Annotated in this window: 13 protein-coding genes and 1 pseudogene; 7 read left to right on the top strand and 7 right to left on the bottom strand. The window is 69.7% G+C overall.

Translation table 11 applies throughout. The features are described from left to right. Positions 1 to 28 precede the first annotated feature (28 nt). Together ACWCSD_RS06855 and merB are read right to left on the bottom strand one after the other, a co-directional pair. Complete coding sequence (locus tag ACWCSD_RS06855; RefSeq protein ID WP_449913455.1) at positions 29 to 985, bottom strand: D-alanine--D-alanine ligase family protein; 957 nt, start codon at positions 983 to 985, stop codon at positions 29 to 31. An 83-nt stretch (positions 986 to 1,068) separates the two neighbouring features. Beyond that, positions 1,069 to 1,377: pseudogene (gene merB / locus ACWCSD_RS06850) on the bottom strand (organomercurial lyase); the annotation flags it as partial. 74 nt (positions 1,378 to 1,451) lie between these two features. On the opposite strand from merB, the gene ACWCSD_RS06845 reads away from it, so the two are divergent. The 3 genes from ACWCSD_RS06845 (at position 1,452) to ACWCSD_RS06835 (ending at position 3,946) form a co-directional block, all read left to right on the top strand. Further along, complete coding sequence (locus ACWCSD_RS06845) at positions 1,452 to 2,147, top strand: type II toxin-antitoxin system PemK/MazF family toxin (RefSeq protein ID WP_449913454.1); 696 nt, start codon at positions 1,452 to 1,454, stop codon at positions 2,145 to 2,147. A 273-nt stretch (positions 2,148 to 2,420) separates the two neighbouring features. Beyond that, positions 2,421 to 2,768, top strand: a complete 348-nt coding sequence (locus ACWCSD_RS06840) for an ArsR/SmtB family transcription factor (protein ID WP_364086743.1) — start codon at positions 2,421 to 2,423, stop codon at positions 2,766 to 2,768. Next, complete coding sequence (locus tag ACWCSD_RS06835) at positions 2,765 to 3,946, top strand: MFS transporter (protein ID WP_449913453.1); 1,182 nt, start codon at positions 2,765 to 2,767, stop codon at positions 3,944 to 3,946. Before ACWCSD_RS06840 ends, ACWCSD_RS06835 begins: the two co-directional genes overlap by 4 nt. A 90-nt stretch (positions 3,947 to 4,036) precedes the next feature. Here the strand turns inward: ACWCSD_RS06835 and ACWCSD_RS06830 are convergent, their stop codons facing one another. Then, positions 4,037 to 4,234 (bottom strand): hypothetical protein, encoded by a 198-nt coding sequence (locus tag ACWCSD_RS06830; RefSeq protein WP_449913451.1) that lies wholly within the window; start codon positions 4,232 to 4,234, stop codon positions 4,037 to 4,039. Between ACWCSD_RS06830 and ACWCSD_RS06825 the strand changes: the two genes are divergently transcribed. Beyond that, a complete protein-coding gene (locus ACWCSD_RS06825) occupies positions 4,229 to 4,420 on the top strand; it encodes a tyrosine-type recombinase/integrase (protein ID WP_449913449.1) in 192 nt (63 codons plus the stop codon). The two genes, ACWCSD_RS06830 and ACWCSD_RS06825, sit on opposite strands and share 6 nt — an antisense overlap. 63 nt (positions 4,421 to 4,483) lie before the next feature. Here the strand turns inward: ACWCSD_RS06825 and ACWCSD_RS06820 are convergent, their stop codons facing one another. Genes ACWCSD_RS06820 through ACWCSD_RS06810 form a run of 3 tightly spaced genes read right to left on the bottom strand, consistent with a single transcriptional unit; the run spans position 4,484 to position 7,172 of the window. Then, positions 4,484 to 5,701 (bottom strand): NADP-dependent isocitrate dehydrogenase, encoded by a 1,218-nt coding sequence (locus ACWCSD_RS06820; protein ID WP_357969726.1) that lies wholly within the window; start codon positions 5,699 to 5,701, stop codon positions 4,484 to 4,486. Between the two features lie 53 nt (positions 5,702 to 5,754). Beyond that, on the bottom strand, positions 5,755 to 6,054 hold the full coding sequence (locus ACWCSD_RS06815) for a DUF3017 domain-containing protein (protein ID WP_358282322.1): 300 nt from the start codon (positions 6,052 to 6,054) through the stop codon (positions 5,755 to 5,757). Next, positions 6,051 to 7,172: a citrate/2-methylcitrate synthase gene (locus ACWCSD_RS06810; RefSeq protein ID WP_358282320.1), complete on the bottom strand. Its 1,122-nt coding sequence runs from the start codon at positions 7,170 to 7,172 to the stop codon at positions 6,051 to 6,053. The genes ACWCSD_RS06815 and ACWCSD_RS06810 overlap by 4 nt, the downstream gene beginning before the upstream one ends. A 181-nt stretch (positions 7,173 to 7,353) precedes the next feature. Between ACWCSD_RS06810 and ACWCSD_RS06805 the strand changes: the two genes are divergently transcribed. After that, a complete protein-coding gene (locus ACWCSD_RS06805; protein WP_352362084.1) occupies positions 7,354 to 8,004 on the top strand; it encodes an FHA domain-containing protein in 651 nt (216 codons plus the stop codon). A gap of 233 nt (positions 8,005 to 8,237) precedes the next feature. On the opposite strand, the gene ACWCSD_RS06800 is transcribed toward ACWCSD_RS06805, so the two are convergent. Beyond that, positions 8,238 to 9,650 carry a glycoside hydrolase family 10 protein gene (locus tag ACWCSD_RS06800; RefSeq protein ID WP_397165203.1) on the bottom strand — a complete coding sequence of 471 codons (1,413 nt, stop codon included), beginning with the start codon at positions 9,648 to 9,650 and terminating at the stop codon, positions 8,238 to 8,240. A 205-nt stretch (positions 9,651 to 9,855) separates the two neighbouring features. On the opposite strand from ACWCSD_RS06800, the gene ACWCSD_RS06795 reads away from it, so the two are divergent. Beyond that, on the top strand, positions 9,856 to 11,286 hold the full coding sequence (locus ACWCSD_RS06795) for a glycoside hydrolase family 3 protein (protein ID WP_397165201.1): 1,431 nt from the start codon (positions 9,856 to 9,858) through the stop codon (positions 11,284 to 11,286). Further along, a complete protein-coding gene (locus ACWCSD_RS06790; protein ID WP_352328557.1) occupies positions 11,271 to 12,143 on the top strand; it encodes a MurR/RpiR family transcriptional regulator in 873 nt (290 codons plus the stop codon). The genes ACWCSD_RS06795 and ACWCSD_RS06790 overlap by 16 nt, the downstream gene beginning before the upstream one ends. Positions 12,144 to 12,178: the final 35 nt, after the last annotated feature.

The following is a 12,178-nucleotide window of genomic DNA, read 5'->3' as shown; positions in this document are numbered from 1 at the left end:
CTGACGGTCACTTGCCTGCTTCTGGCGATCACTTGCCGCTCCGGGCGAACGCGAGGTCGATGAGGCGGCGCAGCAGATCCGGGTACGGGACACCGCTCTCGGCCCAGGCCCTGGCGTAGACGGAACGGGCCGTGAAGCCGGGCATGGTGTTGATCTCCAGCACGTACAGGCGTCCCGACTCCTCCTCGTAGAGGAAGTCGACCCTGGCCAGGCCGTAACCGCCGATCGCCCGGAAGGCGCGCAGCGACATCTCGCGCACGTCCTCGGCCACGCGTTCGGGCAGGACGGCGGGGATCGTGGCGATCTCGGCATTGCTGAGGTACTTGGCCTCGTAGTCGAGCCAGTCGCCTGGCACGAGGAGCTCGCCGGGCAGCGACGCCTCCGGGAAGTCATGACCGCCGAGCACGCTGCAGATGAGCTCGCGCGCGGCTACCTCCTGCTCGACGATGACCAACCGGTCGTGTGTCAGCGCCAGCTCCACACCCGCGCGCAGCTCCTCCATCGTGGTGACACGCGAGATGCCGATGGAGGAGCCCAGACCGGACGGTTTCACGTACATCGGCCAGTCGAGCGACTTCACCAGCCCCCAGGAGTCGATGGTGGCGCGCCATTCGTGCTCGGTGAACCACACACCCGGGGTGACGGGGATGCCCTCCGCCAGGAACGCGCGCCGCATCGCGACCTTGTCCATCGCCACGGCGGAGGCCAGGACGCCGCAACCCACGTACGGGATGCCCAGCGTCTCCAGGTGCCCCTGGACGACGCCGTCCTCGCCGAACGGTCCGTGCAGCACCGGGAAGACCACGTCCACCTGATCGCGTCGCAGCTCCACCGGCCACCTGCCCTGGCGGTCGATGATGACGGGCACGGGCTCGTACAGCTCCTTCGGCAGGGCGTCGAGCACGGCGTGTGCCGACAGCAGCGACACCTCGTGCTCGGCGGACGGCCCGCCGGCCAGCACCGCCACGCGTACGCGTTCTGTCACTATCGATCAGCCTTCCTCGGTGGGACGGTCGCAGGACCTGCCCGCCGAGTGTCGGCATTTCACCTGACCAGTTCCCAGGCCATTCACTGTCCAATTTCCGGCCATGGGCGCATGAGTGGGCCGAAGATGTCCACGCCCATCTCCCAGGCTTGGCGCTGGGCGAGCAGCCGTCCTGCCGCCTGCGGGTGCGCCTGGCTCCACGCCTGTGCCGCCGCGCTGTCGGCGAAGAAGCTGACGTGGCCGCAGCGCACCTCCCCGGCGGCGCCCTCACAGCAGGCCTGCTCCTGGTGCTGACCGTAGAAGACCACGGCGGAGGCCGGCTCCCACCTCCCCTGGTCGCCGCAGGCGGGAACGGTGACGGTGACCGGGCGGCCGGTACGTCCACTGGACGACGGCTCTCGTACGGGCCGGTGTCATCCCGAAGCGCAAGCGCGGCGAGCCGCACAAGGCCGCGCGCGAGCACGGCATGCATGCCCTGCGGCACTTCTACGCCTCAGTGCTCCCGGACGCCGGCGAGAACATCAAGGCCCTCAGCGAGTACCTCGGGCACCACGATCCGGGTTTCACCCTGCGGACCTACACCCAACAGGACCTCGAACGCCTCCTGCCGGCGGGCAGGGTCTACGCTGTGCCTCGCGGCCACCGCATGATCTTCATTCTTCACACACCGATGATCAGCAATGGCCGCGCCCGCATCCCTTCCGTGTCCCGCACGGGGCACGCAGCGTTCGCCCGCCGCCTCGCACCAGGAGGACACATGCAACGCGGTGAAGTCTGGTGGGTCGACTTCGATGAGCGACGCCCTGTCGTGCTGCTCTCGGACGAGGAGTCATCCGGGTTTCAAGCGATGCAGGTCGTTGCGCCAGCGGGCGTCGAGATGAGCGGCCTGGGCGTTGAAGTGACCGTAGGAGCCCCGGAAGGGCTGCCCTTCGAAGGCGTGCTGCGGTTCGCGTTCCCGCGTCCAGGCTTTACTCCGTGCACATGGCTGACCACCGTGGCACGGGACGACCTGATCGAACGGGCGGGCGCGTTGTCCTCCGTGAAGCTCAGCGAGGTTGGAGAAGCCGTCCGTGCCGCTGGAGAGAGGAGGGAGTGGACCCCGATGACGGCTGCCAGGTTCAGCGAGATCAAAGATGCCCGCCGTCTCGAAGGAAGTGAGTAGCGGACGCCTGGCTGCCCAACTCGATCGCGACCACTGACCGCCGCCCCCTCTCCACCGCACTCCAGCAACAAGATCACGATCTACGGCTGGAGTACTGGGGTCTGCACGGAGTTCGGATCTCCAGCCCGGCCAGGCGGCTGTCAGGCGTCTTGTCGAACCGGCTCTCCGCGCTGACCTGGCCTGCTTTCGGAGCCGGCGCACCGCCTGCAGATCGATTTGATCGTTCGAGAATTCTCGCACTATCATCGTGCGAAAATTGTCGAACGATTGAAGGTGGTTCCGTTGGCGCCGGCACGGGTGTACCAGCATCCCGAGGTTGATGAGATCGCGATCCCGCGCGTGCTGTTCGCGTTGAGTGAGCCGCTGCGGTTGTCGATGGTGCGGATGCTCGCGGAACGCGGCGAGGTGGACAGCATCGAGCTGGGCCCGGACCTGCCGCGCTCCACGCTCACGCATCACACCAGCCTCCTGCGCGAGTCCGGGGTGGTGTTCGTCCGTGCCGAGGGACGCAAGTGCCTGATCCGACTTCGCGACGACGACCTGGAGGCGCGGTTCCCCGGATTGATCGACACCGTGCTCAACGGCTACCAGGAAGCCGCTCCCACGCAGGAGGACGCGTGATCCGCCGCGTCTGGCCGCTTGTCGCCGCCGCGATCGCGCTGGGGATAGACGCCTACGTTCTCGCCGGGGTGCTGCCCTCGATCGCCGATTCGCTCGCCACGACGGTCGCGGCGGTCGGCCTGGGGGTGACGGCCTTCACCGCCGCGTACGCTCTGGCAGGACCGTTGTTGTCCGGATCGCTGATCCGCGGGAGTACCGCGAGGGCGCTGCTGATCGCGTTGGGCGTGTTCAATCTCGGCAACCTCGTCACCGTGGTCTCGCCGGGGACCGAGGTGTTCCTCGCCTCGCGGGTGATCGCGGGCGCCGGCGCCGGCGTGCTCACCGCTGTGGCGACCGCAGCCGCCGCCGCCATGGTCGCCGACCACGAACGGGGGCGCGCCATGGCCATGGTGACCTTCGGCCTGTCCACCGGGACGGTCGCCGGAGTGCCGGTCGGGATGCTCATCGGCGACCGGCTGAGCTGGCGATGGACCATGGCCCTGGTCGTCGCGGTCGGCCTGCTCAGCATGGTGGCCCTGGCCGTCAAGGCGCGAACGATCCCGTCGTTGCCCGCTTCGCGTGGTCCCGCCTTCGCGGTGCTGCGTTCGGCGAGGACGCTCGTCGGGGTCGCCGCCGCGTTCCTCCTCGGTGTGGCCAGTCTCGGGCTCTACACCTATCTGCTGCCCATGGCCGAGGCGCGAGGGCTCCAGGACTGGGGATTCGCGCTGGTGTGGGCCTGGGGCATCGGCGGAGTCGCCGGCTCCGCCCTGGTCGGCAGGCCGCTGGACGCCTTCGGGCCCCGTACGCTGCTCATCGTCCTGCCGGCAGTGCTCCTGGGGGGCTTCGCCGTCTTCTGGATCTCTGCCACACCGGCGGCCTGGCTCGTCGCGGCGGCGTTGTGGGGGGCGGCGGGGTGGGCGAGCGTTCCGACCCTGCAACAAGCCCTGACCGGGACCCGGCCCGAGCGGGCGATGCCGATCGTCGCGTTCCAGATGGCGGCGATGTATCTCGGTTCCGCCGCGGGAGCCGCCGCGGGCAGCGGTCTGCTCGCCAACGGCGTCGATCCGGGCGATCTGCCCGCATGGGCGCTGATCCCCGCAGCCCTGGCGTTGCTGCTCACCTGCCGGCTCAGCATCGGCACGCTCCGCGCTCATGCCCGGCGCCCCGCCTCCCGCCTCGCCTGCGAAGCCGCAGACTGAGCGGGCGACACGCACGACGCCTCGGTGGCGTCGTGTTCCTCCGGCAGGCGGTCGAACGGCGGGAACGATCGCCGTCGCGGCAGGCCGGCCCTAGTCGCTCTCCGACGAATACTTCCGAGCGACGACGGCGTTGAACTCCGCCACCAAACCATCGTCGGCGTATGCCTTCAGGTCTGCTTGCAGGTCTCGGATGTACCGGAGATAGCGCTCCGACTTGAGCGGCCCGGCGAGGTCGATGGCCTCCAGCGCGGCGAGCCGCACAAGGCCGCACGCGAGCACGGCATGCACGCCCTGCGGCACTTCTACGCCTCAGTGCTCCTGAACGCCGGCGAGAACATCAAGGCCCTCAGCGAGTACCTCGGGCACCACGATCCGGGGTTCCCCCTGCGGACCTACACCCACCTCATGCCGAGCAGCCAGGACCGGACACGGAACGCCGTGGCCGCCGTGTTCGCGTCCGGCCCGAAGCTTTGACGGCCCAGGCATGCGAAACGGCCTCTACCGTACGACGAAGTCGCAGGTAGAGGCCGCTTTTTCTCAAGCAGACATCTTCTTCTTGAGGTTCTCGTCCAGGGCGGCCAGGAAGTCCTGGGTGGTGAGCCACTTGGCGTCGCCGCCGACCAGCATGGCGAGGTCCTTGGTCATCTGACCGCTCTCGACGGTCTCGATGCAGACCTGCTCCAGCTTGTTGGCGAAGTCGGTCACGGCGGGGGTGTTGTCCAGCTTGCCGCGGTGGGCCAGGCCACGCGTCCACGCGAAGATCGAGGCGATCGGGTTCGTGGAGGTGGGGTTGCCCTTCTGGTGCTCGCGGTAGTGGCGGGTCACGGTGCCGTGGGCGGCCTCGGCCTCGACGGTCTGGCCGTCGGGGGTCATGAGGACGGAGGTCATCAGGCCGAGCGAGCCGAAGCCCTGGGCGACGGTGTCGGACTGCACGTCGCCGTCGTAGTTCTTGGCGGCCCAGACGTAGCCGCCCTCCCACTTGAGCGCCGCGGCGACCATGTCGTCGATGAGGCGGTGCTCGTAGGTGAGCCCGGCCTTGTCGAAGTCGGCCTTGAACTCGGTCTCGAAGACCTCGGCGAAGATGTCCTTGAAGCGGCCGTCGTACGCCTTGAGGATGGTGTTCTTCGTCGACAGGTAGACCGGGTAGTTGCGGGCCAGGCCGTAGCGCATGGAGGCGCGGGCGAAGTCGCGGATCGACTCGTCGAGGTTGTACATCGCCATGGCGACGCCGCCGCCCGGGAAGTCGTACACGTCGAGCTCGATCGGCTCGGAGCCGTCCTTCGGCGTGTACGTGAGGGTCAGGGTGCCCTCGCCGGGGATGACCAGGTCGGTGGCGCGGTACTGGTCGCCGAAGGCGTGACGGCCGACGACGATCGGCTTGGTCCAGCCGGGCACGAGCCGCGGCACGTTCGACATGATGATCGGCTCACGGAAGATCACGCCGCCGAGGATGTTGCGGATGGTCCCGTTGGGGGACTTCCACATCTTCTTGAGCCCGAACTCCTCGACCCGCGCCTCGTCGGGGGTGATGGTGGCGCACTTCACACCGACGCCGTACTTCTTGATGGCGTTGGCGGCGTCGATGGTGACCTGGTCGTCCGTCGAGTCCCGGTACTCGATCCCCAGGTCGTAGTACTTCAGGTCGACGTCGAGGTAGGGAAGGATCAGCTGGTCCTTGATGAACTGCCAGATGATCCTGGTCATCTCGTCGCCGTCGAGCTCGACGACCGGACCCTCCACCTTGATCTTGGGCATGCGAATGGTTCCCCTTCAATGAATGGATGCGTTGAGGCTATCGGACCGTCCCGTCAACCGGCCAAAAGGGACAGGAGCCAGGCCTTGAACCCGTTGTTGTACAGCGCGAGCGAGGTCAGGGCCATGAGGAAGCCGAACGCGATCAGCGTGATGACGTCCGTCTTCTTGTCGCGGACGGCCAGTTGCCCGTCGAACCCGGCGAACCGGAGCGCGGCGGCGACCATCAGCACACCGCCCAGCGCGAACCCGCCCCAGCGCGGGTCCACCAACAGGATCACGAGCACGGCGGCGACCGCTCCCGCCACGATCAGCGGGAACGGTCCCCAGCGTTCACGTTCGTTCTCTCGGCTCAACGCTCTTCTATTGGCTTCCACTTCTGATCGCGCTCGCCAATGTATTCACTGTCGGGCCGGATCAGCCTGTTGTCGGCATGCTGCTCGATCACGTGCGCGGTCCAGCCGGACATGCGGCTGATCGAGAAGACGGGGGTGAACAGGTCCGTCGGAATGCCAAGGTAGTGGTAGACCGACGCCGCGTAGAAATCGACGTTCGGATAGAGGCCCTTCGTCTCGAAGACGACCTCCTCCATCTCCTTCGACATCCGGTAGTAGGTGTCGTCGCCGGCGGCCTCGGCCAGCTCGGCGGACATGCGGCGCAGGTGCGTCGCGCGCGGGTCCTCGGTCTTGTAGACGCGGTGGCCGAAGCCCATGATCTTCTCGCCCGCGGCGAGCTTGTCGCGCACGGCCTGGGCCACCCCGCCCGGCGGGATCGACTCCAGGGTCTTCATGACCTGCTCGTTCGCGCCGCCGTGCAGCGGGCCCTTGAGCGTGCCGATGGCCGCGACGATGGCCGAGTGCATGTCCGACAGGGTCGCGGCGCAGACGCGGGCGGCGAACGTCGAGGCGTTCATCGTGTGGTCGGCGTGCAGCACCAGGCACTCGTCGAAGATCTCGACCGCACGCCGCTCGGGGGCGCGTCCGGTGACCTGGAGCAGGAAGTTGCCGGCGATGCTGAGCTCGGGGTCGGCCTCGGGGACCGCGCCGCCGGTGCGCGCGGCGTGGTAGCGGGCGACCAGCACGGGCTGCTGCGCGGTCAGGCGGGCCGCCTTGCGCAGGTTCGCGTCGGGGGCGGTGGAGTCCTTGTCGGGGTCGTCGGCGCCGGAGAGTGAGACGAGGGAGCGGAGCGCCTCCATGGGTTTCTGCTTCTCGGCGATCTCCGCCACGTTGGCGGCGACCAGCGCGCCGAGCTCCCTGCCCTGGGCCAGGTCGGCGCCGTACGCCTCCAGCTGGGCCCGGTCGGGCAGCCTGCCGTGCTGCAGCAGGTACGCGGTCTCCTCGAACGTCGCTCGGCCGGCCAGATCGTGGATGTCGTATCCACGGTAGAACAGGCGACCGGCCTTGCCGTCGATGTCGCTCAGCGCTGTGGACGCGGCGACGACATCGGCCAGGCCTTTCGTGGGCTTGTCCGCCATGAGTGTTTCCTCCGCTTATCTTCCTCCGAAGTCTACCCGTGAGCAGGTAAAACCGTTCGCAGAGGTCCAGACCAATTTCACGGGGGATTCTCCTTTCGGCAAAGGAGATTCCGCATCCCCTCGGTTGGGTAAGCCGGAGCTGTAGTAATAGTTACGGCGGGCTACCTGGGGAGGAACTGCCGTGGAGGGGCCGTTCATACGCATCGAGGACACCGGCGACGTGGTCCCGTTGCGCCCCGAGATCACGACGGTCGGGAGAGGCCGGGGTGTGGACATCCGGCTCACCGACCCCAGTGTGTCTCGACTCCATGCCGAGTTCGTCAGACGAGGACCCTACCTGTACGTCGTTGACCTGGGCCTGTCCCGCAACGGCACACGGGTGAACGGCAGGCCGATCGCCCGGAGGGTCCTTGACGACGGAGACGTCGTCTCGTTCGGCGCGGCGCGGGGTCGCATCGGTGGAGTCCCTCGTGAGGACTTCACCCCCGAGGTCGAGCTGCGCAGGGCGGCGGCGCCCGAGCTGACCAGGCGCGAGGTCGATGTGCTGACCTCGCTCTGCAGGCCGGCGCTGTCCGACGAGGCGTTCGTCGCTCCGGCGACGGCGCGCGAGATCGCCGACGACCTGGTCGTGACCGAAGCCGCGGTCAAGCAACACCTGCTGCGGCTGTACCAGAAGTTCAGGATTCCTGAGGGCACCAACCGCCGCACGCGCCTCGCCAACGAGGTCGTCGCGCTCGGGCTGGTGCGCCCGACCCCTGTGGTGCCACCACAGCGGTCGGCGGGCGCCGCGGCTGAGCAGCAGCCGTCGGCGGCCGGTAGGAGGGCTTCCTAGAGGGAGCCAGATCGCGACCGGGGCTTCGGCGAGGGGTTCCGGCAGCGTCGGAACCATCGAGAGATCACTGCGCTCACCCCTGCTGGGCGCGGAACGGGCGACGGCGGGCGACCGCGGGCCGACAGGCCGGTGGCGCGCGCCGTGCTCGACGCCGGTCAGGGAACGTGCCGGCGACGCGCGCTGGCGAGCCATGCGCGCGACGCCGGAGGTCAGCGTTCCTTCACCGGCGTCCTTCAGATCACCCGGAAACCGTGGCTGGGCTTGCTGGTCCTGTTGGCCCGGTCGACGGCGACCGCGTAGTAGTGGTCGCCGCGCTTGCCGTCGGGGTCCGTCCAGCGGATCTGGCGGTCGGCGGGCACGACCGCGACCAGGTTGCGCGCGTCGGCGAAGGCGTTCTGGCCGGCCTCGTCCGGGAAGCGGAAGATGGCGAACTGGAACGGCTCGTCCCGGCCGGTGGCGACCACGCGCACCTCGACGCCGCCGGTGCGGCGCAGCGCGTACGCCACCACCGGGCGGCGCGGCGGCTCGCCGTTGGCCAGGCGGGGCAGCACGGGCGCGAGCGCGGGGCGCTGGTAGTGGTCGTTGACGGCGGTCGTGATGGAGGCGAGCCGGTCCACCTTGACGTCGTTGGCGTTGTACCAGATGTCGCCGCCGACCTCGGGGTGGGCGCGGTTGAGCGTCAGGTGCCTGGACAGCTCGTCCGGCTTCTGCCACTCGGCGGCCTGGGCCGGGTCGCCCGCCTTGTACGCCGCCTGCCCGATCCACAGCAGCGTGTTCGTGCCCGCGGCCACGTCCGACCACCACGGGACGAGCTTGGAGTAGTCGGCCGGCGGCTGCCCGATGTACCAGTAGAGCTGCGGCGCGATGTAGTCCAGCCAGCCCTTCTTGACCCAGCCGCGGGTGTCGGCGTGCAGGTTGTCGTAGGACTGGCCGCCGTTGGTCTCGGAGCCGAGCGGGTCGGTGCCCTTGTTGCGCCAGATGCCCGACGGGCTGATGCCCCAGGCGATCTCCGGCTTGGCCTGCAGGACGCGCTGCTGCATCTCGCTGACCATGAGGTCGACGTTGTTGCGTCGCCAGGAGGCCAGGTCGGGGAAGCCGGCGCCGTACTTGGCGAAGGCGGCGCTGTCGTCGAAAGCAGTGGTGTTGGTCGGGTAGAAGTAGTCGTCGAAGTGCAGGCCGTCGATGTCGTAGCGGGTGATCGCGTCCATCATCGCGTCCTGGCAGAACTTGCGGACCTCGGGCATGCCCGGGTTGTAGTAGAGCTTGCCGCCGAACGGCAGGATCCAGTCGGGGTTCTTGCGGCCGGGGTGATCGGGGTGCAGCTTGCTCGGGTCGGGCTGCATCGACACGCGGTAGGGGTTGAACCAGGCGTGGAAGGCCAGGCCGCGCTTGTGGGTCTCCTCCACGGCGAACCCGAGCGGGTCGTAGCCGGGGTCCTGGCCCTGGGTGCCGGTCAGGTACTGCGACCAGGGCTCGAACGGCGACGGCCAGAACGCGTCGGCGGTCGGCCTGATCTGCACGAACACGGAGTTGAGCTTGCGCTGCACGGCCACGTCGAGCCAGGCGAGGTATTCGGCCTTCTGCTCGTCGGCGCTCAGCCCCGGCTTCGAGGGCCAGTTGATGTTGACGACGGAAGCGATCCACATGCCGCGCATCTGACGCAGCGGGGGGACGTAGTCTGCCTGGGCGAAGGCCGGCAGCGGCACGGCTGACGCGGCGGCGGCGAGAGCGAGACCCTTCAGGAGAGTCCTTCTGCTGGGCATGGGGGGTGGCCTCTCGACAATGGTTGTGTCGAGGGCGACGATGACAGAAAATTACCTTCAGATCAACAACCGTGAAGGAAAATGCCGCATGAGCGCAGAGCTGGTCCGACTTGCGATGACGGTGCTCCAGCCGGGGTTCGAAGGGACGTCGCCTCCCGACTGGCTGCGCCGCGCGCTGGGCGAGGGCCTGGGCGGCGTCATCCTGTTCGCCCGCAACTCCATCGGCGAGCAGCTCGTCCGTTCGGTGCGCGCCGAGAACCCCGGCGCGATCGTCGCGATCGACGAGGAGGGCGGCGCGGTCACCCGGCTCGAAGTGCTCGCCGGCAGCTCCTTCCCCGGCAACCGGGCGCTGGGCGTGGCCGACGACGTCGAGCTGACCGAGCGGGTCGGCCGGCAGATCGGCCGGATGCTCGCCGAACTCGACATCTCCCTCGACTACGCCCCCTCCGCCGACGTGAACGCCAACCCGGAGAACCCGGTCATCGGCGTGCGCTCCTTCGGGCCCGACCCCGAGCTGGTCGCCCGGCACACCGTCGCGTACGTGGCCGGGGTGCAGGGCGCGGGCGTGGCCGCCTGCGCCAAGCACTTCCCGGGGCACGGCGACACCACCACCGACTCCCACCTGGCGCTGCCCACCGTGCACGCCTCGCGGGCGGTGCTCGACGAGCGCGACCTGCCGCCGTTCCGGGCCGCCATCGCGCACGGGGTGCGCTCGATCATGTCCGGCCACCTGCTCGTGCCCGCGCTCGACCCGTCGATGCCGGCCACGCTCAGCCACAGCGCCCTGACCGACCTGCTCAGGGGCGAGCTCGGCTTCGACGGCGTGGTGGTCACCGACGCGATCGAGATGCAGGCCGTGGCCGCCATGTTCGGCCCCGGCGAGATCGCGGTGCGCGCGCTGGCCGCCGGCGTCGACACCATCTGCGCCGGCCGGGCCGACGAGCGGAGCCTGCACGAGATGCGCGACGCCGTCGTCGAGGCGGTGCGCACGGGCCGGTTGGCGGAGGAGCGGCTGGCCGAGGCGGCCGGCCGGGTGCTCGCCCTGTCCACCTGGTACGCCGAGCGGTCCGAGCTGCGCGAGAAGGCCCGCGCCGACATCGACGAGGGCGTCGGCCTGGAGGCCGCCAGGGCCGCGCTGACCACCACCGGCACCGCCGTGCTCGACCGGGGGCCGCTGGTCGTGGAGGTCAACACCCGGCTCAACCAGGCGGTCGATCCCGCCACGCCGACCGGCATCGCGGCGGCGCTGGCCGCCCGGCTGCCGAACACCGCCAGGGTGCGCCTCGACCGCGACGGCGAGCTGCCCGCCTTCGACGACCGTCCCGTGGTGCTCGTGGTGCACGACGCGGCCCGGCATCCGTGGGTGCGCGAGGCGCTGGCGCGGGCGCTGGCCGTCCGGCCCGACGCGATCGTGGTGGACACCGGCATCAGCGACGCGCCCGTCGGAGCCGCCCATCTCGCCACGCACGGCATCTCCCGCGTCTCCGCGCAGGCGGCGGCCGAATGGCTGACCCGTTGAACACCGAGCCCGCGAACCCGGTCGCCACCGTGCGGGCGGTGCTGCCGTCGCTGACCCCGGCGGCGCAGGCCATCGGGCGCATCATCCTGGACGACCCGGGGCTGGTCGTGCGGAGCACGATCACCGAGTTCAGCGCGGTGTCGGGCACCAGCGAGGCGACGATCGTGCGCACCGCGCGGGCGCTCGGCTTCGCCGGTTACTCGCAGATGCGCTTCGCGCTGGCCGCCGCCGTGGCCAAGCAGCCCGAACGTCTGGTGCCCGGCGACCTGGCCCCCGACGACCCGCTGACCGACGTGATCGCCAAGGTGGCGCGGGCGGAGTCCGACGCGCTGGCGGACACGGCGGCGCAGCTCGACCCCGACCAGCTCGGCGAGGTCGTCCAGGCCATCGCGGTGGCCCGGCGGGTGGACGTCTACGGCGTGGCGGCTTCCGGGCTGGTGGCCGCCGACATGTCGCAGAAGCTGCTGCGCATCGGCCTGTCCAGCCACCCGTTCAGCGACGCCCACCTGGCCCTGACCAGCGCGGCGCTGCTGCGGGACGGCGACGTCGCGGTGGCCATCAGCTGCAGCGGCGAGACGCCCGACGTGCTGGTCCCGGCCCGTACGGCGGCCGAGGCGGGGGCGCTGATCGTGGCCATCACCAACAACCCGCGCTCGTCGCTGGCCGACCTGGCCAGCCACACGCTGGTGTCGGCCGGCCGGGAGACCGCCTTCCGGCCCGGCGCGCTGGCCAGCAGGATCAGCCAGCTGCTGATCGTCGACTGCATCTTCGTCGGCCTGGCCCAGCGCACCTACGACCGGGCCGAGGCGGCGATCCGGGCCACCCGCGACGCGACCGACCGCTACCGCAACCGGTGACGGACGGCAGGCGACCGACAGGAGGGCGTCAGGCG

The sequence above is a fragment of the Nonomuraea sp. NPDC001684 genome (assembly GCF_053596515.1).
The sequence above is the reverse complement of the archived record's forward strand: the minus strand, read 5'-3'. Positions and strand labels throughout refer to the sequence as shown.